The organism is Actinoplanes sp. NPDC020271 (assembly GCF_044388125.1).
Classification (GTDB): domain Bacteria; phylum Actinomycetota; class Actinomycetes; order Mycobacteriales; family Micromonosporaceae; genus Actinoplanes.
Genome location: NZ_JBIRWQ010000032.1, coordinates 52,889 through 77,702 on the forward strand (window position 1 = coordinate 52,889; position 24,814 = coordinate 77,702).

Genomic DNA, 24,814 nt, shown 5'->3' on the forward strand with positions numbered 1-24,814 from the left:
CGGGCTCTTGATCGTGACCGTGGATCAGGGATGCGGGGTGGCCCGGCGAACCGGAGCGCGGCCCGCGGGCTGCGTCGGCGCGGGACCGACCGGCCCGGCCGACGGGATCGGCATGGTCACCGGGCGCACCTGGGTCACCTCGATCTCCTTGCCGTGGTGCAGCAGCGTCAGGCGAGCCGAGCCACCGCCGTTGCGCAGGGAGTAGGTGACCTCGTCGGCGGTGACGTTGACCCGCAGGCGCAGGCCCCGCCAGAGCAGCGAGAAGTCCAGGTTGTTGATCCGGCTGGGCAGCCGCGGCGCGAACGCCAGCTGACCGTTGAAGTCACGCATGCCGCCCAGGCCCGCGACCAGCGCGATCCACGAACCGGCCAGCGACGCCACGTGCACGCCGTCCCGCGCGTTCTGGTGCAGGTCGTGCAGGTCCATCAGGGCGGCCTCGCCCAGATAGTCGTGGGCCAGCTCCAGGTGACCGGTCTCGGCCGCCATCACCGCCTGGATGCACGCCGACAGCGAGGAGTCCCGGACGGTCCGCGCGTCGTAGTACGCGAAGTTGCGGGTCTTCTCCTCCGGGGTGAACGCGTCGCCCCGGATGTACATGGCCATCACCATGTCGGCCTGCTTGACGACCTGCTTGCGGTAGAGGTCGAAGTACGGGTAGTTCAGCAGCAGCGGGTAACCCTCCGGCGGAGTGTTCTCGAAGTCCCACTCCTCCAGCCGGGTGAAGCCCTCGCACTGCTGGTGGACGCCGAGCTCCTTGTCGTACGGGATGTGCACGGCGGCCGCCGCGTCCCGCCAGGAGGCGGCCTCCTCGTCGTCGACCCCGAAGCGGCGGGCCAGATCGGGGTGGCGCTTGCAGGCCTCCACCGCGGTCATCAGGTTCTGCTGCGCCATCAGGTTCGTGTAGATGTTGTCGTTCACCACGGCCGTGTACTCGTCCGGCCCGGTCACACCGTCGATGTGGAACCGCCCGTGCCGGTCGTGGTGACCCAGCGAACGCCACAGCCGCGCGGTCTCGACCAGCAGCTCCAGACCGACCTCACGCTCGAAGTCGTAGTCGCCGGTGGCCTGCACGTAGCGCCGGACCGCGTCGGCGATGTCCGCGCCGATGTGGAAGCCCGCGGTGCCGGCCGGCCAGTACCCGGAGCATTCCTGGCCGCGGATGGTCCGCCACGGGAACGCGGCGCCCTGCAGGCCGAGCGTCTGCGCCCGCTCCCGGGCCAGGTCCAGCGTCGAGTGCCGCCAGCGCAGCACGTCCGCCGCGGCCGAGGGCTGGGTGTAGGTGAGCGCCGGCAGCACGAACGTCTCGGAGTCCCAGAACGTGTGGCCGTCGTAACCCGGGCCGGTCAGGCCCTTCGAGCCGATCGGGCGCTGCTCGGCGCGGGCGCCGGCCTGCAGCGTGTGGAACAGCCCGAAGCGGACCGCCTGCTGCACCTCCGGGTCGCCCTCGACGCGCACGTCGGAGTGGTCCCAGAACGCGTCCAGGTACTCGCGCTGCTGCTGGACCAGACCCTCCCAGCCGTCCAGGCGGGCACTGGCCAGGGCCGCGCCGACCTGGTCGCGCAGGGCCGGCAGGGAACGGACGCTCGACCAGCCGTACGCCGCCAGCTTCACCACACGCAGTTTCTGCCCCGGCTCCAGGCGGCAGGCCACGGTCGTACGCAACCAGTCGCCGTGCCCCTCGGTGGTGATCGCGTGCCGCCCCGGCGTCTCCACCAGGTGCTCCATGGCTGCGGCCATCCGCAGGTCACTGGCCTTGGTCCGGTGCACCAGCAGGCCGCCGGAGCGCTGCTCCAGCATCTCCTCGGCCTGCAGCGGCTTCTCCAGGACGGCCGCCACCCGCGGGTCCTTGCTGCTCGGCGGCAGCTGCTCGTTCGCCACCAGCTCGGACTGCAGGATCAGCCGGGCGGTCTCGTCGAGCGGCTCCACCTCGTAGAGGAAGGCGACCACGGCGCGCTGGGTGAAGGAGACCAGCCGGGTGGTCTTCACCCGGATGCCCTTGCCGGACGGGGAGACCCACTCCACGGTCCGTTCCAGGGTGCCGGCCCGCATGTCCAGGACACGCTCGTGGGAGCGGAGCTCGCCGTAGCGCACGTCGAACGGCTCGTCGTCGACCAGCAGCCGCATCAGCTTGGCGTTGGTCACGTTGACCATGGTCTGGCCGGACTCGGGGAAGCCGTAACCACCCTCGGCGTGCGGCAGCGGCCGCAGCTCGTAGAACGAGTTCAGGTACGTCCCCGGCAGGCCGTGCGGCTCGCCCTCGTCCAGGTTTCCCCGTATCCCGATGTGGCCGTTCGAGAGCGCGAACACCGACTCGGACTGGGCCAGCAGGTCCAGGTCCAGCCGGGTCTCCCGGATGTGCCAGGGGTCGACGGGGTAGGCCCGTTCACGGATCACGGTCGTGCCTCTTCTAGGAGTGAAATTCAGAGCAGTTCGGAAAGATCGGTGACTACGACGTCGGCGCCGTTCTCACGCAAGGCGTCGGCCTGACCGACCCGGTCCACGCCGATCACGATGCCAAAACCGCCGGCCCGGCCGGCCGCCACGCCCGCCTGGGCGTCCTCGAAGACCGCGCAGCTCTCCGGCGGGAGGCCGAGCAGTTTCGCCCCGTGCAGGAACGTGTCCGGCTTGGGCTTGCCGGGCAGGCCCAGCTCGCGGGCGACAAGCCCGTCCACCCGGGCCTCCAGGAGGTCGGCGATGCCGGCCGCCTCGAGCACGTCCTTGCAGTTGGCGCTGGCCGACACGACCGCGCGGCGGAGGCCCGCGGCCTTGGCGGCCTTCAGGTACTCCACCGAGCCGGGGTAGACCTGGACGGCGCCTTCCTTGATCTTCTGGAGCACGAGGATGTTCTTGCGGTTGCCGACACCGTTGACGGTGTCCTGGTCGGGATCGTCGTCGGGAGTGCCCTCGGGCAGGGTGATGCCCCGGGAGGCGAGGAACGTGCGGACACCGTCGGCCCGCTGACGGCCGTCGACATATCGGTGATAGTCGACTCCGGAATCGAACGGCACGAACGGTTGATCATGCCGCTCAGCCCACGACTGGAGAAACATGTCGAACGTTTGTTTCCACGCGGCACTGTGCACAAGGGCGGTGTCCGTCAGCACCCCGTCAAGATCGAAAAGGCAAGCGGTCACCTGGGAAGGAAGTCCGAGCACGCGCCCAATGTAGTCGCACCGGCTCAGGGACGAGAGGCGAAGGGCTCCTTCACATTTCACGGGTGTTTCATAAGTCGGTCAAGCTGCGGTTTCAGCTCTCAGCCCGACGCTGCAAGATCCATTCTCAACCCGATCGACGTACCGATCGGGCCGGTTGCGGTGGTCACCTCGTCGCACAACTGGTGCGCCAGCCACAGCCCACGTCCCCCGATCTCGTCAGTGCCGGGGAGCAGATCGCCGTCCGGACACCCCTCCGGGATGCCCGGACCGGAGTCGGTCACCACGCACCAGACCGCGCCCGACTCGACCCGCAGCACGATCCGGCCGTGACCGCCGGCGTGCAGGACCACGTTGGTGATCACCTCGTTGACCGCCAGCACATAGCCGGCGAGACGGTCACCGGTCACCCCGACGGTCGGCAGCAGACGCGTGACCTCGTGCCGCAGAACAGTGATGTCACCGTCGGAGAAGGCGCGATCCATCAGCACCGGGGAGGCCGGGCGGGGCCGGGCGGCATCGATCCTCGGCTCACCGTCGGGAGCCGAACGCACGGTCTGGCCGATCCTGTCCTCCACCGTCGTGCAGCCTACGCGCTGTGGCCGCCCGGTGGCAGGAGGCATCCGCGATCCTGCCCGGAAGTGGCGTTCCCCATTCACGGATCTCTCTCGCATCCTCGTTTTCCCCACCCCGATTTTCCCGTACGCCTTCGTCAGCGCCCGCCCGTCAAGCTCCGCACCCGCCGGTCACCGCCACCCCACGTCGATGCGGTCCCCGCGTTCGTCGAAGAAGTGCACCGCGTCCATCTGCACCGACACGGTCAGCGGGTGCCCCGGGTTGACCGCCGGGTACGGCGCCAGCCGCACCGACAGCTCGGCCGGTTTCCGGTGGTGACGGCCGGGGTCGTTCAGCACGCTGACCGGCGCGCCGTTGCTCTCCGGCACCCCGGCCGGGCCACTCTTGGTGAGCCGCTGCAACGCCCCGCCGAGCCGCTTCAGCGCGCCCCCGGAGGAGACCCGCCCGGGAGGGGTGCCGCCGATCTCGTCGACCACGATCGCGGTCGCGCCGACGTCCAGGTAGGCCAGCGATTCGTGCCCGTGGTGCTCCAGGTAGCGGATCCGGCCGTGCAGAACGGTCCCGGGCGTGTCGGGCGTGACCGGGGTCAGCGCCTCGGCCCGCACCCCGACCACGATCCGCTCCCCGTGATAGCGCGCCACCGCCCGGGACCGCGGGTCGGACCAGGCCAGGTAGAGGTTCTGCTCACCGAAGTTCAGCGCGACGTACCGGTCCAGGTGGACGTAGACCTGGGCCTCCAGCAGGTTCATCCGCGGCGAGCCCAGGAACGCCGCGACGTAGAGGGTGGCCGGGCGCCGGTACACCTCGGTCGGCGTGCCCAGATCCTGCAGCACCCCCCGGCGCATGATCGCCACCCGGTCGGCCATGGTCAGCGCCTCGGCCTGGTCGTGCGTCACGTACATCGTGGTCACGCCCAGCTCACGGGTCATGCTGCTGATTTCCGCACGCAGTTCGGCGCGCAGCCCGCTGTCGAGGTTGGAGAGCGGCTCGTCCATCAGGAAGATGCCGGGACGGCGGACCATCGCCCGGCCCATCGCGACGCGCTGGCGCTGCCCGCCGGAGAGCTGGCTGGGGCGGCGGCCGAGCACCTCGCCGATGCCCAGCGCGCCGGCCACCGTGCCGATCCGGTCCGATCGCGGGCCCGGCTCGACGCCGGAGAGCTTCAGCGGGAACCCGATGTTGTCGGCGACGGTCATGTGCGGATAGAGCGCAAAGTCCTGAAACACCATGGCGATGCTGCGGTCGCGTGGGGGCACGTCGAGCACCGGCTCGCCGTTCAGCAGGATGTCCCCGCCGCTGGGGTCCTCCAGGCCGGCGATCATGCGGAGCACGGTCGACTTCCCGCAGCCCGAGGGGCCGAGCAGGACCATGAACTCGCCGTCCTGGACGTCGAGCGACACATGATCGACGGCGAGCGTGCCGTCCGGCCAAATCTTGGTGACGTCCTTGAGCGCGACGGTGGACACCGTCAACCTCCCCGATCGACTGTGATTCCGATCCCACGACGGTCGGCAATCGGGTAATGACTTTGCGAGTGCCTTCGATGCTTTGCCATCGGGCGAACGTGCCATTCGCAGATAGTGATCAATCGATTACGGAGATCGGCCTTAGGGGTGCGTTCTGTGCACGTTCCCAGCAAAAAGCGACATTTGCTCCGATGGTCCGGCGGCAGCCAGGACTCGGGTTAACGACACCGGACATTCGGGTACGGGTTTCCCCTACGGGAACGCGGTCGCCGCTCTCCACCTCGGGAATGAGGGACAGCCGCACTCCCGTACCTACCGTCGAAGTGGTCCAGGGCAGAACGCCCCGGCCACCACTGAAGGAGTGGATTCACGTGACCCGGCCCCTCACCCACACGCTGACTCGCCCGCGCCACAACCGCATGATCGGTGGCGTCTGCGCTGGCCTGGCCCGTCGCTTCGGTCTCTCCACCGGCGTGGTCCGCTTGGCCTTCGTCCTGTCGTGCCTGCTCCCCGGCCCGCAGTTCATCGCCTACCTGATCCTCTGGGCGCTGGTGCCCAGCGAGTGACTCAACCGGCGATCATCATCGATAGTGATGAGTAGACTGCCGGCTGCTCGGGTACATATCCGATAAGCGGCACCAGACCGCAGGACGAATGACCCATCGGACACTGCGGCCGCCCGAGAACTCCCGGCCGGGCGGAAGCCGGGCTGGCAATCCCGGCCGGGACCAAATGATCGGCCCACGCCGATCCACAAGAACGTGAATCGCGACCCGGCCACCACCGGGATGCGGTTCCCGGCGCCGCCGCCCTGACCCCCGAGGGCGGCGGCGTCATTTTCCCCGGCCCGCGCTCCCGACTGTCTCTGATCTCGGCGACCAGTCCTCAGTCCAGCCGAGCCCCGGACCCGCGCCGCCGGCCCGCGCTTCCCGGCCGGTTCCCCGTCGATCACACGCCGGCCCCGCTCCTTGCCGGCCACGCGCTCACCCGCCGCCGCTTCGCGCCCCGGCCGCACACGCCCGCCGCCCGCTTCGCCCCGACCGCACACGCCCGCCGCCCGCTTCGCGCCCCGACCCCGTGCTCGCCCGCCGGACCGCCTCCTGCCCCGACCCCGCGCTCACCCGCCACCACTGAGCCAGCACGGTCGGCGCACCGGAGAAGTCCGCGCAGGCCAGCCGCAGCCGTTTTGCCCGCGCGGCAACCATCGCGCGCCGCAAGGCAACCATCGCGCGCCGCGGAGCAACCATCGCGCGCCGCAGGGCAACCGCTGAACCGCCGGAGCGGATCAGCGGCAACTCACGCCCGTCAGGGATTCGTAAAGGCCACCTTTACCGAGGTGTAGCCCAGCCGCGCGAACAAGCTCTCCAGCATCAGCTGCGTGTTCTGCTGCGCCCGCTGATCAAGCCCACTCGACTTGGCCGCCTCGGTGATCTTCTGCTGCGCCATCGCGTACACCCGCTGCTGTTTGTCGGTGTCGCTCTGGAACGCGTCACCGATGCTGGTCAGCAGCCCGCGATCCTCCTCGACGACGTAACTTTTCGTCATGTCGAGCGCCGCCTGGGACTGCTGCGGCGGCGGCAGGGTCAGCTCGACCGTCTTCTTCTCGTTGTCGACCTTGAGCGCATCGCCACTGAGGGCGCTGAAGTCGATGTAGGTCTCCACGGTGCCGGACCCGACGAAGAGGATCCGTCGGTTCACCAGGAAGTCCGGAATGTTGTCCTTGTTCGACTGGAGGTCGACGATCACCTGGAAGGTGCCGTCGGCCGCCACGTAACGATGCAGGTCGCGCATCGACTCCAGCAGCACGGGCTGGCTGCGGTCGACGGTCCGGTCGGAGAACGGGTTGTCGAAGGAGGGCAGCACGTTCATCGCGCGCAGCCCGAAACAGGATGCGACGATCAAGGCGAAGACGAAGCCGACGAAGATCAGCAACCGCGCGAAGAAGCTCGGCTTGTGCTCGGGCGGGGCGGCCGGAGCAACCGGCTCGGCCTCCTCGGGCACGGCCGAATACTCCGCCGTCGGCTCTTCGACATCCGGTGAGTGGGCCATGTCTCAACGGTACGGAGGGGGTACGACAGTTCGCATTTCGAGACCCCTACCGCCCGCGTCTAGCGTGAAAAAGCGTTCAATCCGGTCAACTTCTGCCCGATCGACAGCTGGTGGATCTCCGAGGTGCCCTCGTAGGTCAGGACACTCTCCAGGTTGCTGGCGTGCCGCATCACCGGGAGCTCCCCGCGGATCCCGTTGCCGCCGAGGATGGTCCGGCACTGCCGAGCGATCTCTATCGACTCCCGTACGTTGTTGAGCTTCCCCACGCTGACCTGCTCGGGCCGCAGCGGCTTCCCGACGGAGTCCCGCAGCCGGCACAGGTGCAGCGCGAGCAGGAATCCTTTCTGCAGCTCCAGCGACATGTCGGCGAGTTTCGCCTGGGTCAGCTGGAAGCCGCTGATCGGCTGCCCGAACTGCTCCCGCCCGGCGGCGTAGTCGAGGGTCACGTCCAGACAGTCCCGGGCCGCGCCGAGCACCCCGAAGATGATGCTCAGCCGGGCCTCGGTCAGGCAGGAGAGCGGCGCCATCAGGCTGCGCGCGGCGGGCAGCCGGGCGCTGTCGGGCAGCCGCAGCCCGTCCAGCACCAGTTCGCCGACGCTGGACGCGCGCAGCGACATGGTGTGCCGGAACTCACGGGCGGTGAGCCCGGGGGTGCCGGTCGGCACGACGAACCCGACCACACCCTTCTCGGCTTTCGCCCAGATCACCGCTACGTCCGCGATCGGTGCGTTGAGGATCCAGGTCTTCACCCCGTCCAGCACCCAGTCGTCGCCGTCGCGCCGGGCCCGGGTGGACATCCCGGTCGGGTCGGAGCCGTGATCGGGTTCGGCCAGGCCGAAGCAGCCGATCGATCGGCCGGCCGCCAGCGCGGGCAGCCAGTGATCCTTCTGCTCGTCGGAGCCGTAGCGCCAGATCGCGTACATCACCAGGGATCCCTGCACCGACACCAGTGATCGGATCCCGGAGTCGGCGGCTTCCAGTTCCATGCAGGCCAGGCCGTAGGAAACGGTGGAGACGCCGGCACATCCGTACCCGGTCAGATGCATGCCGAACAGGCCGGCCTTGCCCAATTCCAGGGCAAGATCGCGAATTGGTGGATTGCCGTTCTCATACCACTCGGCGATGCCCGGGCGAATATGATCGCCCGCTACCCGGCGGGCCAGAGCGCGCGCGGCGCGCTCCTCGTCACTCAGCAGGTCGTCAAGATCCAGCAGGTCAAGCGGTCGAACAACCATGCATTTCAAATTAACGGAGACTTCAGCCCTCTACGACCAATACACGGGCATGAATCTGATTGCGCTGCTGGAGTGCGGCGCGTAATGCACGGTGCAAACCGTCCTCGAGATAGAGGGCGCCCCGATACTCCACGACGTGCGGGAAAAGATCACCGTAGAAGGTCGAATCCTCGGCGAGCAGCTTGTCGAGCGCCAGCTCACGCTTGGTGGTGATCAGCTCGGCCAGCCGGATCGGCCGCGGCGGGATCTCCGCCCACGCCTTGAGCGTGGTGTGGTGATCAGGGTACGGGGCGCCGTCCCGGACCGCTTTGAAGATCACGGCGGCTGCCCCTTTCCCTGCAAACGTCTTCGTAAGATGTCCAGCCTAGCCGCGATGCGAATCAAGCCTCCGCAGCCGCAGCCCACCGGCCATGATGCACCACCTCGTCCACCGGACGGTGGCCGCGCTTGAGTGACGGAGACAACTTGTCGTCTCTCCGATAGCCCACGCTCAGCACGCCGACCGGATTGAACTCCGCCGGTACCCCGAAAGCGGCCCGGAAATCCGGGATCCGCACCGGCGGGATGCCGAAGAAGCACGAGCCGAGCCCCTCGTTCACCGCGGTCAGGTGCATCAGCAGCGCGGCGAAGCCGGTGTCGACGTCCCAGTACGGCACCGGCCACCGGGACTCGTCCCGATCCGTCCAGCCCTTGTCCTTCTCGGCGTAGCGATCCAGGTAGACGGACTTGTTGGAGAGCGCGACCACGAGCAGCGGGGCGGTCCGCATGCGTTCCAGCCACCCGCCCGCCTCGAACTCGGGCGAGGCCGTGACCGACCAGTAGAGTCCGCGGTCCGCGGGCTCCGAGAGGACCAGGAAGCTCCAGCCCTGGGAGAAGCCGGCCGACGGCGCGCGCAGCCCGTGCCGGACGATCTTGTCGATCAGCTCGGCCGGAACCGGGCGCTCCGGGTCGTACTCACGAATCATCCGGCGACGGTGGACCACCTCGTCGAACTCCATCAGGCGCGGATCCCCCACGAGGTGGTCCAGGTCTCGCCCGGCGCCAGCACGATCAGGTCCCGGCCGGAACGGAACGCGTCCGGCGGGCAGGTCATCGGCTCGACCGCGACGGACCGGCGGTGCCGCTCGCCGTGCAGGGTGTCGCCGGAGAAGACCTGCCAGTACTTGAACTTGTCGTCGGCCCAGACGGTGATCTTCGCGTCCGAGTCCGGGTCGGCCAGGACGACCTCGGTGATCCCGTCCGGCCCGAAGTCGATGTCACCGAACGTGGTGTCGAGCACCGCGGTGCCGATCCTGCGCGGCTCGGCGTAGTCGAACTCCGACCCGGCGACCTTGACCGCACCGAGCGGGAGCAGCCGGTTGTCGGCCAGCAGCCGGGTCTTGGCCGGCACCCGGAGCACGGTGTCGTCCACCGAGACGCCGGGAAGACGCAGGTAAGGGTGGACCGAGTAACCCCACGGCGCGTCCGACTCGCTGGTGTTCACGACCTCCTGCACGCTGCGCAGCCCGTCGGCCGAGACCGACCAGTGGGTCCGCAGGGTCAGCCCCCACGGGTAGCCCACCTGCGGCGGCAGGTCGAACTCCAGCGTCACCGAGGACCCGGTCTGCTCGGTCGCGTGCCAGCGGGACCAGTTGACCAGGCCGTGGATGGCGTTGTGCCGGGCCGGCTCGGAGAGCGCCAGCTGGTACGTCTGCTCCTGGAACGTGTAGCGCCCGTCGCGGATCCGATTCGGCCACGGTGCCAGGATCTGGCCGGCGGAACCCGGGGAGATCTCGTCCGGGCCGAAGCCGTCGAGCAGCTCGTTGCCACCGGACGAGAAACTGCGGAGCGTGCCTCCGACCTCGGCCAGGACGGCGCGACGGCCCTCCGCCTCGATCGTCCACTGGACCCCGGATTTCGCGGCTCTCTCTGTCATACCCGCGACACTATCGTTCGGCGCTCTCCGCAAGTTCCGGGACGGGCCGGTAACGGATCAGCGCCGGGACAGCGAGCGCGAGGACCACCGCCAGCACCGCGGCCAGCACCCCGCCGGCCACCCACGAGGTGGTCACGCCGGTGAACTGGGCGGTCGCGCCGGCCCGCAGGTCACCCAGACGGGGCCCACCGGCCACCACCACGGTGAACACGCCCTGCAGCCGCCCGCGCAGCCGGTCCGGTGCGAACGTCTGCATGATCGTCTGCCGGTAGACCGCGCTGACCAGGTCGGCCGCGCCGGCCACGGCCAGCAGCACCACCGCCAGCCAGAGCTGGTGGGCCAGGCCGGCGAGGGCGATCGCCACACCCCAGCCGACCACCGCGGCGGTCAGCGCGAGACCCTGCCGGCGCACCCGGCCGATCCAGCCCGAGGTGAAACCGGCCAGCACCGAGCCGATCGCGATCGCGCTGAACAGCCAGCCGGCCGCCGAGACGCCGCCGAACCGGTCCTCGGCGACCGCCGGGAACAGTGCCCGCGGCATGGCGAACACCATCGCGATCAGGTCGACGACGAAGGAGAGCAGCAGCACCGGCTGGGTGACCAGGAACCGCAGGCCGACCAGGATCCCGCGCAGGCCTGCCGTGGGCTTCTCGCCCGAGTCGTCCGGCTCGATCGGCGGGATCGCCGGCAAGCGCCAGGTGGCCCAGAAGGTCACGGTGAAAAGCAGGGCATCGACCGCGTACGCCGCCGCGACGCCCGTCCCGGTCGACCAGATCCCCATGATCAGGCCGGCCACGAGTGGCCCGAGCACGCCACCGGCCGTCGTCGTCGTGTAGTTGAGCGTGTTCGCCGACGGGACCATCTCCGTAGGCACGATCCGCGGGATGATCGACTGACGCGCCGGTGAGCTGATCGCGAAGCCGATCGACTGGACCGCGGTCAGTGCCAGGAGCAGGTGCGGGCTTCGTACCCCCGCAATTGCCTGCGCCAGCAGGCCCAGAGTGACCACCCAGGTGAGCGCCGAGCTGGTGAGCAGCAGACGACGCCGGTCGACGACGTCAGCGACCGCGCCGCCCCAGAGCCCGAAGATCAGCAGCGGCACCAGGCCGGCGACGCCCAGCAGGCCGACCCAGAACGACGAGTGGGTGATCGCGAACATCTGCACCGGGACGGCCACCGCGGTGAACTGGAAGCCGAAGAACGACGCGCCGTTGCCGATCCACATCCGGCGGAAAGTGGTCACCCGCAACGGGGCGGTGTCGATCATCCAGGATTTTCGGTTTTTCTCGTCGGCCACGCTCACGGGGCCAGCCTCTCCACGATCCAGCCCCGGTCGGCGCCGCGATACCTCAAACGGTCGTGCAGCCGGTTGCTGCGGCCCTGCCAGAACTCCACCGTCTCCGGGACCACCCGCAGGCCACCCCAGTGCGGCGGGGCCGGCACCGGCCCGGCGCCGAACCGCTCGACCGCCGCCGTCAGCCCGGCCTCCACCGCGTCCCGATCGGGCAGCACCCGCGACTGCGGGCTCGCCCACGCGCCGAGCTGCGACCCGCGCGGGCGCGACGCGAAGTACTCCTCGGTCTCGGCGCGGGACACGCGTTCCACCCGACCGGAAACGATCACCTGGCGCTGCATCGGGAACCAGGGAAAGACCAGACTTGCGTACGGGTTCTCCGCCGCCTCGATCCCCTTGCGCGACTCGTAGTTGGTGAAAAAGACGAAACCCGTCGGGTCGTACCCCTTGAGCAGCACTGTCCGCGACGACGGGCGGCCGTCGGCGCCCGCGGTCGACACGATCATCGCGTTCGGCTCGGGCAGACCGAACGCCGTCGCCTCGGCGAACCACGCCGCGAACTGGGCGGTCCACTCCTTCGCCAGCGAACTCTCCAGCAGCGGCCCGTGCTCGGTGTAGTCACGGCGCATCCCGGCGGGGGACGGCAGATCGGATGACATCGGGGGTACTTCCTTTCGGCTGCAAGCACGTTAAGTCCGCAACTGCCCGATGTCAGGTGAACCAGGATGGGTGTCATCGAGAGCACAACGCCCACGGGTCGACCGCACAGTTACCCGGAAGGCAGGATGAATCACTCACCGCAGCTCACGTCTCCCAGGGAGTGCCGTGTCCGACTTCAAGCCGGGGCTCGAGGGCGTCATCGCGTTCGAGACCGAGATCGCCGAGCCCGACCGGGACGGTGGCGCGTTGCGGTACCGGGGCGTCGACATCGAGGATCTGATCGGCCAGGTCTCCTTCGGCAACGTCTGGGGCCTGCTGGTCGACGGGAAGTTCGGGCCCGGGCTGCCACCGGCCGAGCCGTTCCCGGTGCCGGTGCACTCCGGCGACATCCGGGTCGACGTGCAGTCGGCGGTCGCGATGCTCGCGCCGTACTGGGGGCTGGACCAGCTCCTCGACATCACCGACGAGCAGGCCCGCAAGGACTTGGCCCGGGTCTCGGTGACCGCGCTCTCCTTCGTCGCCCAGGCGGCCCGCGGGCTGGGGCTGCCGGCCGTCCCGCAGAAGGACATCGACAAGGCGGAGACCATCGTGGAACGGTTCATGCGCCGGTGGCGCGGTGAGCCCGACCCGAGGCACGTCAAGGCCGTCGACGCGTACTTCATCTCGGCCGCCGAGCACGGGCTGAACGCGTCCACCTTCACCACCCGCATCGTCGCCTCCACCGGCGCCGACGTGGCCGCCTGCATCTCCTCCGGGATCGGCGCGCTGTCCGGCCCGCTGCACGGCGGCGCACCCACCCGGGTGCTGCACATGCTGGAGGCGGTCGAGCGCAGCGGCGACGCCGAGGGCTACGTGAAGGACGTGCTCGACCGCGGCGAGCGGCTGATGGGTTTCGGTCACCGGGTCTACCGCGCCGAGGATCCGCGGGCCCGCGTGCTGCGCCGGATCGCCAAGGATCTGGGCGCCCCGCGCTTCGAGGTGGCCGCGGCGCTGGAGAAAGCCGCGATGGCCGAGCTGCGGGAGCGCAAACCCGACGGCGAGCTGTGGACGAACGTGGACTTCTGGGCTGCCGTCGTGCTCGACTTCGCCGAGGTGCCGGCCCACATGTTCACCTCGATGTTCACCTGCGCCCGGGTCGCCGGGTGGAGCGCGCACATCCTCGAGCAGAAACGGCTGAACCGGATCCTGCGCCCCAGCTTGCGGTACGTGGGTCCGCCCCCGCGCAAGCCCTCGGACGTCGAGGGCTGGGGTCAGCTCACGCATAATGTGTGACCGTGGCCGAGCCAACCCCGCGGCGGAAACCGAGGCAAAATCGTGAGTGAAATTCGGATCCCTGACGCGATCAAACCCGTCGACGGCCGTTTCGGCTCCGGGCCGAGCAAGGTCCGGCCGGAAGGCGTCGAGGCGTTGTCCGCGGTCTCCCGTACCTTCATGGGCACCTCGCACCGCCAGAAAACGGTGAAGGAGCAGGTCGCCCGGCTTCGGAAGGGTCTCGCCGAATTCTTCTCCATCCCCGAGGGGTACGAGGTGATTCTGGCCAACGGCGGCACCAGCGCGTTCTGGGAGGTCGCCACGTTCGGCCTGATCCGGGAGAAGGCCCAGTTCGCCGAGTTCGGCGAGTTCGGCGCCAAGTTCGTGCAGGCCGTCACCGACGCGCCGTTCCTGGCCCAGCCCACCGTGCACAAGGCCCCGGCCGGGCAGGCCGCGTTCCTGACCGCCGAGGCCGGTGTCGACGTCTACGCCTCGGTGCAGAACGAGACCTCGACCGGCGTGTCGGTGCCGGTGCGCCGGGTGGCCGGTGCCGACCCGGGCGCCCTGCTGCTCACCGACGCGACCTCGGGCGGCGGCAGCCTCGACGTCGACATCAGCGAGACCGACGTCTACTACCTCGCCCCGCAGAAGGCGCTCGGGTCGGACGGCGGGATCTGGCTGGCCCTGATGTCCCCGGCCGCGATCGAGCGGGCGTATGAGGTCAAGGCGACCAAGCGCTACATCCCGCAGTTCTTCGACCTGGTGACCGCGATCGAGCAGTCCCGGCTGGAGCAGACGTACAACACGCCGGCGCTGGCCACGGTCTTCCTCGCGGCCGAGCAGCTCGACTGGATGAACGCGCAGGGCGGCCTCGCCTGGGCGGTCAAGCGCAGCTCGGAGAGCGCCGCCGCGATCTACGGCTGGGCCGACCGCTCGTCGTTCGCCGAGCCGTTCGTGACCGACCCGGCCCTGCGGTCCTCGGCCGTGGCCACCATCGACTTCGCCGAGGGCATCGACGCCGCGGCGATCGCCAAGGTGCTCCGGGCCAACGACATCGTGGACACCGAGCCGTACCGGAAGCTGGGACGCAACCAGTTGCGGGTGGCGCTCTACCCGACGGTCGACCCGACCGACGTCGCGGCGCTGACGAGCTGCATCGACCATGTCGTCGAGCGTCTCTGATACGACTTGGTGACCTGGCTCATTGCGGTGGGTAAGACATAGTCCGTACCAAAGAAAAGGGCCGGCCGGAGACCGAAGATCATCTTCGCTGGTCAGACACTTTCACGGCGTGGCTTACCCCCATTGAGTGACCCGGGCGCGTACCGTGTTCCGAAACGCGCCCGGGTGGCTGACTCTCGGGAGCACAGGCCAACGCGACGAGACGGAGGCAACGCATGCGGCCGGTACGCTTCGTCGCCCTCTCCGAGGACGGACAGGCCCTGGTGCTCGCCGATGAGGTGGGCCGGCTACTCGCGCTTCCCCTGGACGACAGGGTGGCGGGGGTCCTCACCGAGGGTCCCGCGGCGCCGGGCACCGCGGTCGCGGTCATCGCCGCGCCCGACGCCCCGCCCTCCCTGTCCCCGCGAGACATCCAGGCCCGGATCCGCCAGGGCGAGTCCGCGGAGGATGTCGCGCGCATCGCCGGCGTCCCCGTCGACCGGGTCCTGCGCTACGCCGGCCCGGTCCTGCAGGAACGGGCCATGCTGGCCCAGCACGCCCGGCGCACCCGGCTGAAGACGTCCGATTCCGGTCAGCCGCTGGCCGAGGTGGTCGACAGCCGCCTGGCACAGCACGGCATCGACACCGACAAGATCTCCTGGGACGCGTTCCGCAAGGACGACGGCACCTGGCGGATCGTCGCGACCTGGCCGTCCGGCAAGGCCACCGCCCAGGCGATCTGGGATCTGGACAAGGGCCGCCAGGTGGTCTCCCCGCACGACGACATGGCGCAGTATCTGTGCGCCGAGCGGCCCACCCAGATCCTCGGCCAGGAGCCGGCCGCCGAGCGTGGCGGCCACGGCCTGCCCGGCCCGGCCCGCAGCTCCGAGCCGACCCGCGGCGGTCACGGCCTGCCCGCGTCCGACTCGCCGGCCCGTCCGACCCGCGACCCGATCCGGGCCGGCCGCGACGCGCTGCTCGCCTCGCTCGACCGGCCCCTCGAAGGCCAGTCCGGCCGCAGCCTCGAGCCGGTCTCCCCGGCCGGCCGCCGCCCGGTCGCCGGTGGCGCCGCGGCGCTGCTCGGCGGTGGCTCCGGCTCGGCCTTCGACGACGACTCCGACCTGCCCAAGGAGGTGCCGGCCGTCCCGTCGCTGGCCGTCCTCCGCCCGCGGCGCACGGTCGGGCAGAACGCGCAGGCCAGCAACGAGGGTGAGGAGAGCAAGCCCCGTAAGCGCCTCCCCAGCTGGGACGACGTGCTGTTCGGCGGCGGCCCGGCCGCGCGGGAGTCCTCCTGAGCCGATTCTTCGTGGCCGTCAGCCCTCCGGCGGCGGCCCGCGAGGATCTGCTGTGCCGCCTGCCGTCCAGGGCGCGGTTGACCCGTCCCGCCAAATGGCATGTCACGCTGGCCTTCCTCGGAGAGCTTTCCCGCAGTACGGACGAGGTGGCGGCCGCCCTGGCCGACGTCCCCGCACCTCCGGCCTTCTCGCTGCGGATGTCCGGCGGTGGCCGATTCGGATCGGTCGTGTGGGCCGGGCTGGCCGGGAACCGGCAAGCGCTGACCTCGTTGCGGGAGTCGGTCCGGCTCGCCCTGGACAATGCCGGCTTCACCATCGACGCCCGCCCGTTCCGCCCACACCTGACGGTCTCCTACCGCATGGCGCCGGAGGTGCTCGACGCCCTGGAGTCCTACACCGGCCCGCCGTGGACCGTGACGAGCTTCGCCCTGGTGGAAAGCCTCCTCGGCAACTACCACACCCTTCACGAGTGGTCCCTCCCTCAGCCCACTCCGTCACCTCACCGACCCGGCCGGGCCCCAGCGGTGCATCCCACCACCGGGAACGGCGCCCACACCTAGCCCACCGTCCTCGGCGGGACCTCAGCGGCGTGGCGAGCCACCCCGAACAACGCCCACCCCCAGCCCACCACCCTCGGCTGGACCTCGGCGGCGTGGCGAGCCACCCCGAACAACGCCCACCCCCAGCCCATCACCCTCGGCTGGACCTCAGTAGCGCGGCGAGCCACCCCGAACACCTCTCAGCGCCGTCCGAGCCGCCGCGGCTGGCACCAGCGGTGCATCGTGCGGCTGAAACGACGCGGCGAGCCGGTCGCAGCTGTCGCAGTGAGGTGGACGGGCCGGGCGGGGCGGGTGAGGTCGACGGGTGGGATAGTGGGGACGTCGGGTTCTGGGGTGACCGCGCCCGGCCACGGACGTCGCCCTGGAGGGCTGAGCGTTCTGGGCGCCCTGCGCCCTGCTCGGCCCGGAAGGGTCCCCGCGGGAGCGGCGGTGAAGGACCACAGCGGAGATGGGACATGAGGATCTTGAATTTGATCTTCGGGTGAACGGGCTACGGCGACCGTAAGTGATCAGCCTCGGAGGGCCAGGCCGGCGGCCTCGAGGCGGGCTTCGAGGCGGAGGCGTTCGATCTCGCGGTCGACGCCGGTCAGCGGCTCCAGATGTTCCGCGACGCCGAGGCACCGGCAGGCGAGCCGCAACCGGGCGTCGTAGGCTTCCAGCAGCGCGGCCATGCAGACCTCGGAGGAACGCAGCGGCCCGTTGCGACGCTGCCGGTCGAGGCGCCGCAGGTCGTAGGCCAGCTGCTCGATCGGGACCGGGGGCAGCGCCTCCATCCGGGCCGCGAGGTCGAGGCCGGCCAGGTCACGGTCGAGCCGGCGGAGATCACGACTGGGCGGGCCGGGGCGGCGGGCCCGATCGGCCTGGGCCGAGCCTTTGCGGGGCTGGCGGCTCGGGGCAGGCACCCGGCGAAACGTCGTGCCTCGCTGGGGCAGGTGGCCCGGGGTGGCCGGCCGGCGCGGGGCCGGACGGCGGAGCAGGACCCGGGCACACGGCAGGACCAGCAGCGTTATCCACGCCGCCGACATCACGACCAGTTGTGCCATCGCCACGTCTTGACGTTATGCCGGGAGCCGGTGGGCCGGAACACCCGTTCGGCGGACCCATCTGCCAACTGCCTGAATGCCACGTTCCTGAGCGCCAGCGGGCACGATCCACGCCTTGTTACCGACCTGGTGGGCGAAATGCGTAAATCCGCACCACTCACGAAGGGGTGACACGGATCTACGGGGCCGGCGTCGGACGCGGCGTGGGTCTACGGGATCAGTGCCGGGTGGCGGGCTCCGGGGCGCGGGCCGAGGGCTCGAGGCGGACGCGGACGGCGACCTCGGACGCGACATCACTCAACGCGGGCGCCGGGCCGACAGAGGGCTCGGCGTGAACGGGGGCCGAGACAGCTCCGGAGGCGAGTGCAGAGCCCGGCACAGAGGGCTCGGCGTGAACGGGGGCCGAGACAGCTCCGGAGGCGAGTGCAGAGCCCGGCGCGGAGGCGGACGCAGCGGCGGGTGCCGGGTCAGCGGCCGGGGCGGCGCTGATCAGGTGGAGTGCCGGGCGCGGCAGCAACCGCACCCGCAGCCGGTCCCCGCTGACCCGCAACTGCCAGATCAGCGTCGCAACGGCGGCGACGAACGACACCAGCCCGGCGACCCAGATGCTGGACGGCACCCCGAACTGCTCCCCCCACCAGCCGGCAAGCGACGCCCCGATCGGCGTCGTCCCGAGGAAGACCAGCACGTAGAGCGCCATCACCCGCCCCCGGTACTCGGCGTCGACGCCCATCTGGACCCGATGATTGGCGGCCTGCGCCAGGTAGATCGAGAAGAACCCGGTCGGCACCAGCAGCACCATGGCGGCGATGAAGTTCGGCGCGAAGCCGACCGCGAATTCCAGGACGCCGAAGGCGAGGGCGGCGCCGATCACCCGGTACGCCCCGGGCCGCGACCGCCGTCCGCTGCCGGCCAGCGCACCGCCGAGCGCACCGACGGCGAGGGCCGTGGTGAGCAGGCCGAACGAGGAGGCGCCGGCGTGAAAGTTGATCTTCGCGAGGGCGGCCAGGGTGACCGGGAAGTTGAAACCGATCATGCCGACCACGGCCATCAGCGTGATCGGGAGGACCAGGTCGGCGCGCTTGCCGACATACTTGAGGCCGTCGAGGACCTTGGCGTTCCCGCGGTCCTTGCGGGCGAGACCGAAGAGCTCGACGACGTTCATCCGGGTGTAAGTGAAGATCGGCGCGATTGCCAGCACGGTCGCGATCAGGAACACCACGCGGATGGAGAGCACCGAGAGCAGCACGCCGGCCAGCGCCGGGCCGCCGATCCGGGCGGTGTTGAAGGTGGCCGCGGAGAGCGCCAGCGCGTTCGGCAGCAGCGGCAGCTCGACGAGCTCGGAGACGAACGCCTGCCGGACCGGGGTCTCGACCGAGTTGGCGATGCCGAAGAGCAGGGCGAACAGGAACACGTGCCAGAGCTGGACGATCCCGGACGCCACGACGATGGCGAACGCGATGGCGGTGACGGCGAAGACCGCGTTGGCGATGACGAGCAGTTTGCGCTTGTCGTAACGGTCAGCCAGCCGCCCGCTGTAGAGGGTGAGCAGCATCACCGGGACGAACTGCAGGGCGGTGACCACCCCGAGCGCGCCGGGTGAGTTGTGCGACAGGTCCAGGACCAGCCAGTCCTGGGCGGTGAACATCGTCCACACGCCGATCAGCTTGATCAGCTGCCCGACGGCGAAGAGGCGATAGTTCCGGACTCTCAGGGATCGGAATGTCGTGTCCAGCACTGCCCGCATGCGGTGTGCCTCCTCGCCTCGGTCGTACGCGTCAAAGTCACGTGACGAAGCGGAACGACCAGCAGGAGTCAGGCGCGGGCGACGCGTTGCAGAATTTCCGCAGCGCGGGCCAGGGTGTCCCGTTCCTCGGGGGTGAGCTGGTCGAGTTGCACGGCGAGCCACTCATTGCGAGCGTCCTCGTGCACCGCGTAGACCGCGCGCCCCTCATCGGTGGCGGCCAGGATCACCTGGCGCCCGTCGGTGGGGTGCGGGGTCCGGCCGACGAGGCCGCGCTCCTCCAACTTGCCGACGATCTTGGTCATCGTCGGGGGCTGGACCCGTTCCACATCGGCGAGCTCACGTGGAGTCAGCGCGCCGTGCAGCTGGAGGCTGGTCAGCGCGGAGAGCTGACTGAACGTCAGATCGCCGACCGGCCGTGCCTGCCGGACCCGCCGGCTGAACCGGATGATCGCTTCCCGCAGCGTCTTGGCGAGCGATTCCGCTGTGCGCTCCGTCGTCATCACCCGCTCCGTCACGATACTTAGCCTAGCTAATGAGCATGGCTAACGACATGTTTTCGACCGTGTAACAGCCGTCACCGGGCACGCTAGCGCACCCGGTGACGGCTACCGAATCAGAGCAGCCAGGACTCGAGCGGACCCCGGGCGAAGTAGAGGACGAACAGGACAGCGACGCCGTACAGGATCGGGTGAATCTCCCGCGCCTTGCCGGTCGAGGCCTTCAGGACGACATAGGAGACGACCCCCGCCCCGATCCCGTTCGAGATCGAGTAGGTGAACGGCATGATCGTGATCGTCAGGAACGCCGGCACCGCGAGCGTCCAGTCGGTCCAGTCGATCTGCCGCACCGACGTCATCATCAGGAAGCCGACGACCACGAGCGCGGTCGACGCCGCCTCGAACGGAACCACCTGCACGAGCGGCGCGAAGAACATCGCCAGCAGGAACAGACCGCCGGTGACCAGGTTCGCGACACCGGTGCGAGCGCCCTCACCGACGCCGGAGGCGCTCTCCACGAACGAGGTGTTGCTGGAGACGCTCGCCGCACCACCCGCGGCCGCCGCAATGGAGTCGACCAAGAGAATTTCCCGCGTACGCGGTGGCATGCCCTCCTCGTCGAGCATCTCGCCCTCCTGGCCGACCGCGACCATCGTGCCCATGGTGTCGAAGAAGTCCGCCACCAGCAGCGTGAAGACGAACATCAGCGCGACCAGCCACCCGGCGTGCTGCCACGAGCCCAGCACGTTGAAGTGGCCCAGCAGCGACAGGTCGGGGGTGTCGACGACCTTTTCCGGAAGCTTCGGCACGTTCAGCGACCAGCCGTGCGGGTTGGTGACGACCGAGCCGACGCCGGTGATCGCCTCCACCACGATGGCCAGCACCGTGGTGCCCAGGATGCCGATCAGAATCGCGCCCTTGACCTTGCGGACGAAGAGCACCAGCGTGAACAGCAGACCGATCGCGAAGACCAGAGTCGGCCAGGTCAGCAGCTTGCCGCCGAGGCCGAGCTCGACCGGGACGGTGGTGTTGGAGGCGTCCGGCACGCGGTGCACGAAGCCCGAGTCGACCAGACCGATGATCATCAGGAACAGGCCGATGCCGACACCGATGGCGGTCTTCAGCTGGGTGGGGACGGCCTTGAAGACCGCGGTACGCAGACCGGTCAGCACGAGCAGACCGATCAGCAGGCCCTCGATCACGACCAGGCCCATCGCGTCGGCCCAGGTCATCTGCGGCGCGATCTCGTACGCGACCAGCGCGTTCACGCCGAGGCCGGCGGCCAGCGCGAGGGGGAAGCGGGCCACGACGCCCATCAGGATGGTCATCACGCCGGCGACCAGCGCCGTACCGGCGGCCAGGGCGGCCAGCGGCAGATGCGCGCCCTTCTGGTCGGCGCCACCGGCCAGGATCAGCGGGTTGAGGACGACGATGTAGGCCATCGTGAAGAATGTGACGAAGCCGCCACGGATCTCACGGCTCAGCGTTGAGCCGCGCTTGGTTATCTCGAAGAAGCGGTCGAAACCATTCCGCGGCGCGGCGGTCTCCGTAGCTGTTGACATGCTGGCCCTTCCGGGTGGCACATTGAACGACGCGCGCATGCTTTCAGACGCAATGACCTCGTCAAAAGCGCTGTGATGTTACAACTCTCACGTCCTGCGCCGAGACGTTCCGTAATGGCCTTACCCTGTCGGAGTGAGTGACCTGTCTCCCGCGACCCGGGCTGACGATCCGCCGACCGGCCCGACCCCGACCGGCTTGACCGTCGTGACCGGCACCAAACCGCGTGTCGAGCCGCTCGACCCGCCGATGGTCCCGTTCGCGGTCGCCGGCCTGGCCGCGTTCGCCGTGGCCGCACTCGTCTGCTGGCTGGCCGGTGCACCCGACGACTGGCTCGACACCAGCGTGGGCGGATTCCTCGTGGGCATCCCCGGCCTGATCACGATGATCGTGCACGACCGGAACCGGAAGCGCCGCCGGGCACTCTCCCACGGGGAGTTCACAGCGTCCTAGCTGTGGCCGTAATCCTCGGCCGGCTCGCTCGACTCGACCGAGCCGTGACCGCGGCTGACCGCCATGGCCTCGACCTCGCTGTCGTCGTAGATCGTGGGCAGCTCGTCGACCGGCGGCTCGACCGTGGCCAGCAGCGCCTCGGAGTGCGCGCCGCAGCCGTGGTCGGCGCTCACCGCACGACCGTCGTCGGGCGCGTAGAGGTTGCCGCAGACGCCGAACATCTGCCGCAGCGAACCGGCCAGCGGCAGGTAGAAACCACAGGTGCCACAGCGAGCGTTGCGCGGCGCGGCGGTCGAGATCGGCGCCTCCGGGCCGGCGTCGCCGTCATACCACCTCTGGGCGGTCTCGATCCGCCCGTCCTTGGACATCACCCGGGACCGGCCGAGGCCCAGCTCCCAGGAGACCTCCTCGACCGCGGCGTCATCACTGAGCACATAGCCCGGGGTGAGCCGGTCGTCGTCGGGCGCGGTCGGCATCAGGTCGCCGACGCCCAGGTCGCCGGGCTGCACCCGCTCGTTCCACGGCACCCAGCCGGGGGCGAGCAGCGCGTCGGGGCCGGGCAGCAGGACGGTCTCGCAGATCGTCACGTGCCGGCTGCGCGGGACGCGGGTCACCGTGACGGCCCAGCGCCAGCCCCGATAACCGGCCAGGTGGGACTCGAAGAAGTGAGTCACGACACGGTCGCCCTCGGCGACCGCTTCCAGGTGCTCACCGATGTCATCGGGGTCCACATCGGTGATCGCGCCACGGGCAACCCCGACGGCATCGGCACAGACCTGGTCGAGTCGGGCGGCGCGAGAGGTGGTCCTGGAGGTCACCCGCCCATTGTTGCCTACCGAACCCCACGGCTCGCAACGACTCCCCAGATACCAAAGGGGAGAAGCTTTCATTCCGTTTTCCGGGTGGCAGGTGGGGCGGCCGGATGGAGAGCCACGCATCGGTCGCCCCGATCAGTCAGGATGGTTGACATGCCGCTGCTCCCCACCCTCGGCCGCACCGTCGGCTCCGGCGTCAAAGCCGTGCGCCTGGTGGTGCGTGGATCCGTGCGCGGCGGCGCCTGGGCGACCCGGCGCGTCGGCACCGTCCGGGCCCGCGGCGCCGCCAACGAGATCGGCATGATCAGGCTCTTCGACCTGCACGCGGTCTCCTGCGCCGGCGACGCGCTGATCGCGATCGGGCTGGCCGGCACGATCTTCAGCGTCCCGCTCGGCGAGGCCCGCAGCAAGGTGCTGCTCTACCTGCTGATCACGATGGTTCCGTTCGCGCTGCTGGCCCCGGTGGTGGGTCCGCTGCTCGACCACTTCCGTCACGGCCGGCGCTACGCGCTGGCGGTCACCATGCTGGGCCGAGCCTTCCTGGCTTATGTGATGTCCGACAACCTGCTCGGCTGGGGCCTCTATCCGGCGGCGTTCGGCGTGCTCGCGCTCTCCCGGGCCTACGGGGTGGCCCGCTCGGCTGCCGTGCCGCGCCTGCTGCCCGACGGGGTCGGACTGTCCCAGGTGGGCGCGCGGGCCAGCGTCTACGGCACGTTCGCCGGCGCGGTCGTGGCCCCGATCGGCCTGCTCGCCTTCAAGTTCGGGCCACAGTGGCCGCTGCGGGTGGCAACGATCATCTTCATCGTCGGCATGGTCGTCTCGCTGCGCCTGCCGCCCCGCGCCGACTCCGACCCGCCCGAGGCCATGCCGCGCGCCTGGCGCACCGTGCTCGGCCTCAACCGCGGCTCCGACCGCCCGCTCTCCGGCCGGCTGGTGCTGGCCACGCTCTTCGGCAGCGCGTCGTTGCGCCTGCTCTACGGCTTCCTGCTGCTGTTCATGACCTTCGCGATCATGGCGGGGGACGTCGACACCACGATCCTCGGCTGGGAACTCGGCAAGGGCACCGCGGTCGGCCTGGTCGGCGGCGCGCTGGCGCTCGGCACGTTCCTCTCCACCGCCGCCGGCACCGGCCTGCGCATCCGCCGCCCGCTCGCGCTGCAGTCCAGCGGCCTGGTGATCACCGCCGGGGTGGCGGTCTTCGCCACGATCTTCTGCAACCTGGCCACGATCGCCCTGCTGTCCCTGCTCACCGCCATCTTCAGCGGCATCGCGAAACTGGCCGTCGACGCCAGTATCCAGGAACGTGTCCCCGAGCGGCTCCGCGCGACCGCTTTCGCCCACTCGGAGACGGTGCTGATGCTGGCCTGGGTCGCCGGCGGCGGCATCGGGCTGATCCCGCTGGCCGGGCGGCTCGGGGTCGCACTGACCGCGCTGCTCGCGTTGCTTGCCGCAGCGCGCGCGAGCTGGTCGGCGGCACGCCTGCGCAACGAACGGCTGGCCGGGCGTCCGGGAGAATCCGCGGGAGACGTGGGCGATGCCGGCACGGCCGATTCCGATCACGGCCGCGACGCCTCTTCCCGTACGTCGTCAGCCCACCCCGATCCCGGCCCGCCGGACTCCGCCCGGGCTTCGGGTTCCTCACGTCCCGACGACGAGGACCTGTTGTACGAGGCGGCGGACCCGTGGCCGGATGCCCCGACGGTTCCCGATCGGCCCGGCAGCAACCCGCCCCACCAGCGACGATCCGGCGACTCGAGTGCTCGCGACACCGATCCGACCCTCGTCGACGAGTCCAGCGGTCGCGGCTGGTGGGGCCGCCGCAAGGCCCGGAAGCCCGCCGCGTCCACGCGCAGCGCCGACGCGCCCACCCGTCAGTTCGGCACCGAGGCCCCGGCCGTCAACGGGTCGGGGGACTCGTCCCGCGCCCGGGCGGAGGCGGATCGTTCGGCGGCCCCGCCCGGCTATCACGTCTACCGCCCCACGTCCGCCACGCGGAACGGCGACGCTGACTCCGGCGAGGACGTGTGATGCCGCCCATCGGCGCCGGCGCACGACCCCCGCAACACATGACGAGGCACCCCGTGG

General features: G+C 70.0%; 23 protein-coding genes. 7 read left to right on the forward strand and 16 right to left on the reverse strand.

The window, feature by feature from the left end; genetic code table 11:
• Positions 1-24: 24 nt before the first annotated feature.
• From ACH442_RS41560 to ACH442_RS41575, 4 genes are all read right to left on the reverse strand, one after another.
• Positions 25-2,394: a glycoside hydrolase family 65 protein gene (locus ACH442_RS41560; RefSeq protein WP_396343646.1), complete on the reverse strand. Its 2,370-nt coding sequence runs from the start codon at positions 2,392-2,394 to the stop codon at positions 25-27.
• Positions 2,395-2,420: 26 nt separating this feature from the next.
• Positions 2,421-3,155 (reverse strand): beta-phosphoglucomutase family hydrolase, encoded by a 735-nt coding sequence (locus ACH442_RS41565; RefSeq protein WP_396343647.1) that lies wholly within the window; start codon positions 3,153-3,155, stop codon positions 2,421-2,423.
• Positions 3,156-3,253: 98 nt separating this feature from the next.
• Positions 3,254-3,730, reverse strand: coding sequence for an ATP-binding protein (locus tag ACH442_RS41570; RefSeq protein WP_396343648.1), 477 nt, complete (start codon positions 3,728-3,730; stop codon positions 3,254-3,256).
• 168 nt (positions 3,731-3,898) lie between these two features.
• Positions 3,899-5,194, reverse strand: coding sequence for an ABC transporter ATP-binding protein (locus ACH442_RS41575; RefSeq protein ID WP_396343649.1), 1,296 nt, complete (start codon positions 5,192-5,194; stop codon positions 3,899-3,901).
• 371 nt (positions 5,195-5,565) lie between these two features.
• On the opposite strand from ACH442_RS41575, the gene ACH442_RS41580 reads away from it, so the two are divergent.
• Positions 5,566-5,760: a PspC domain-containing protein gene (locus ACH442_RS41580; protein WP_396343650.1), complete on the forward strand. Its 195-nt coding sequence runs from the start codon at positions 5,566-5,568 to the stop codon at positions 5,758-5,760.
• Between the two features lie 739 nt (positions 5,761-6,499).
• On the opposite strand, the gene ACH442_RS41585 is transcribed toward ACH442_RS41580, so the two are convergent.
• The 7 genes from ACH442_RS41585 to pdxH all read right to left on the reverse strand — a co-directional run bounded on the left by ACH442_RS41585 (position 6,500) and on the right by pdxH (position 12,346).
• The gene (locus tag ACH442_RS41585) at positions 6,500-7,243 is read right to left on the reverse strand and encodes a DUF4230 domain-containing protein (RefSeq protein ID WP_396343651.1); all 744 of its coding nucleotides are present in this window, start codon (positions 7,241-7,243) and stop codon (positions 6,500-6,502) included.
• Positions 7,244-7,302: 59 nt separating this feature from the next.
• On the reverse strand, positions 7,303-8,478 hold the full coding sequence (locus ACH442_RS41590; RefSeq protein ID WP_396343652.1) for an acyl-CoA dehydrogenase family protein: 1,176 nt from the start codon (positions 8,476-8,478) through the stop codon (positions 7,303-7,305).
• Positions 8,479-8,500: 22 nt separating this feature from the next.
• Positions 8,501-8,797 carry a type II toxin-antitoxin system VapB family antitoxin gene (locus tag ACH442_RS41595; RefSeq protein WP_203748159.1) on the reverse strand — a complete coding sequence of 99 codons (297 nt, stop codon included), beginning with the start codon at positions 8,795-8,797 and terminating at the stop codon, positions 8,501-8,503.
• A gap of 61 nt (positions 8,798-8,858) precedes the next feature.
• A complete protein-coding gene (locus ACH442_RS41600; protein ID WP_396343653.1) occupies positions 8,859-9,476 on the reverse strand; it encodes a nitroreductase family protein in 618 nt (205 codons plus the stop codon).
• Positions 9,476-10,393: an aldose 1-epimerase family protein gene (locus tag ACH442_RS41605; RefSeq protein WP_396343654.1), complete on the reverse strand. Its 918-nt coding sequence runs from the start codon at positions 10,391-10,393 to the stop codon at positions 9,476-9,478. The genes ACH442_RS41600 and ACH442_RS41605 overlap by 1 nt, the downstream gene beginning before the upstream one ends.
• Positions 10,394-10,403: 10 nt before the next feature.
• The gene (locus ACH442_RS41610) at positions 10,404-11,660 is read right to left on the reverse strand and encodes an MFS transporter (RefSeq protein ID WP_396343655.1); all 1,257 of its coding nucleotides are present in this window, start codon (positions 11,658-11,660) and stop codon (positions 10,404-10,406) included.
• Between the two features lie 32 nt (positions 11,661-11,692).
• Complete coding sequence (gene pdxH, locus ACH442_RS41615; RefSeq protein WP_396343656.1) at positions 11,693-12,346, reverse strand: pyridoxamine 5'-phosphate oxidase; 654 nt, start codon at positions 12,344-12,346, stop codon at positions 11,693-11,695.
• Between the two features lie 166 nt (positions 12,347-12,512).
• Here pdxH and ACH442_RS41620 point away from each other — a divergent pair, with 166 nt between their 5' ends.
• The 4 genes from ACH442_RS41620 (at position 12,513) to thpR (ending at position 16,614) form a co-directional block, all read left to right on the forward strand.
• Entirely contained in the window at positions 12,513-13,619 is a 1,107-nt protein-coding gene (locus ACH442_RS41620; RefSeq protein WP_396343657.1) for a citrate synthase 2, read from the forward strand.
• A 39-nt stretch (positions 13,620-13,658) separates the two neighbouring features.
• Complete coding sequence (serC, locus tag ACH442_RS41625) at positions 13,659-14,780, forward strand: phosphoserine transaminase (protein WP_396343698.1); 1,122 nt, start codon at positions 13,659-13,661, stop codon at positions 14,778-14,780.
• Positions 14,781-14,995: 215 nt separating this feature from the next.
• Positions 14,996-16,054 carry a septation protein SepH gene (gene sepH / locus ACH442_RS41630; RefSeq protein WP_396343658.1) on the forward strand — a complete coding sequence of 353 codons (1,059 nt, stop codon included), beginning with the start codon at positions 14,996-14,998 and terminating at the stop codon, positions 16,052-16,054.
• Between the two features lie 11 nt (positions 16,055-16,065).
• Positions 16,066-16,614 (forward strand): RNA 2',3'-cyclic phosphodiesterase, encoded by a 549-nt coding sequence (gene thpR / locus ACH442_RS41635; protein ID WP_396343659.1) that lies wholly within the window; start codon positions 16,066-16,068, stop codon positions 16,612-16,614.
• A gap of 509 nt (positions 16,615-17,123) precedes the next feature.
• On the opposite strand, the gene ACH442_RS41640 is transcribed toward thpR, so the two are convergent.
• The 4 genes from ACH442_RS41640 to ACH442_RS41655 all read right to left on the reverse strand — a co-directional run bounded on the left by ACH442_RS41640 (position 17,124) and on the right by ACH442_RS41655 (position 21,463).
• Complete coding sequence (locus ACH442_RS41640; protein ID WP_396343699.1) at positions 17,124-17,657, reverse strand: hypothetical protein; 534 nt, start codon at positions 17,655-17,657, stop codon at positions 17,124-17,126.
• 217 nt (positions 17,658-17,874) lie between these two features.
• A complete protein-coding gene (locus ACH442_RS41645; protein ID WP_396343660.1) occupies positions 17,875-19,404 on the reverse strand; it encodes an MFS transporter in 1,530 nt (509 codons plus the stop codon).
• Positions 19,405-19,472: 68 nt separating this feature from the next.
• Entirely contained in the window at positions 19,473-19,919 is a 447-nt protein-coding gene (locus tag ACH442_RS41650) for a MarR family winged helix-turn-helix transcriptional regulator (RefSeq protein WP_396343661.1), read from the reverse strand.
• Between the two features lie 98 nt (positions 19,920-20,017).
• Positions 20,018-21,463: an NCS2 family permease gene (locus ACH442_RS41655; RefSeq protein WP_396343662.1), complete on the reverse strand. Its 1,446-nt coding sequence runs from the start codon at positions 21,461-21,463 to the stop codon at positions 20,018-20,020.
• Positions 21,464-21,596: 133 nt separating this feature from the next.
• On the opposite strand from ACH442_RS41655, the gene ACH442_RS41660 reads away from it, so the two are divergent.
• Complete coding sequence (locus ACH442_RS41660; protein ID WP_396343663.1) at positions 21,597-21,914, forward strand: DUF2530 domain-containing protein; 318 nt, start codon at positions 21,597-21,599, stop codon at positions 21,912-21,914.
• Here the strand turns inward: ACH442_RS41660 and ACH442_RS41665 are convergent.
• Entirely contained in the window at positions 21,911-22,804 is an 894-nt protein-coding gene (locus tag ACH442_RS41665; RefSeq protein ID WP_396343664.1) for a DUF3027 domain-containing protein, read from the reverse strand. The genes ACH442_RS41660 and ACH442_RS41665 overlap by 4 nt on opposite strands.
• A 78-nt stretch (positions 22,805-22,882) precedes the next feature.
• Between ACH442_RS41665 and ACH442_RS41670 the strand changes: the two genes are divergently transcribed.
• Positions 22,883-24,757 carry an MFS transporter gene (locus ACH442_RS41670; protein ID WP_396343665.1) on the forward strand — a complete coding sequence of 625 codons (1,875 nt, stop codon included), beginning with the start codon at positions 22,883-22,885 and terminating at the stop codon, positions 24,755-24,757.
• Positions 24,758-24,814: the final 57 nt, after the last annotated feature.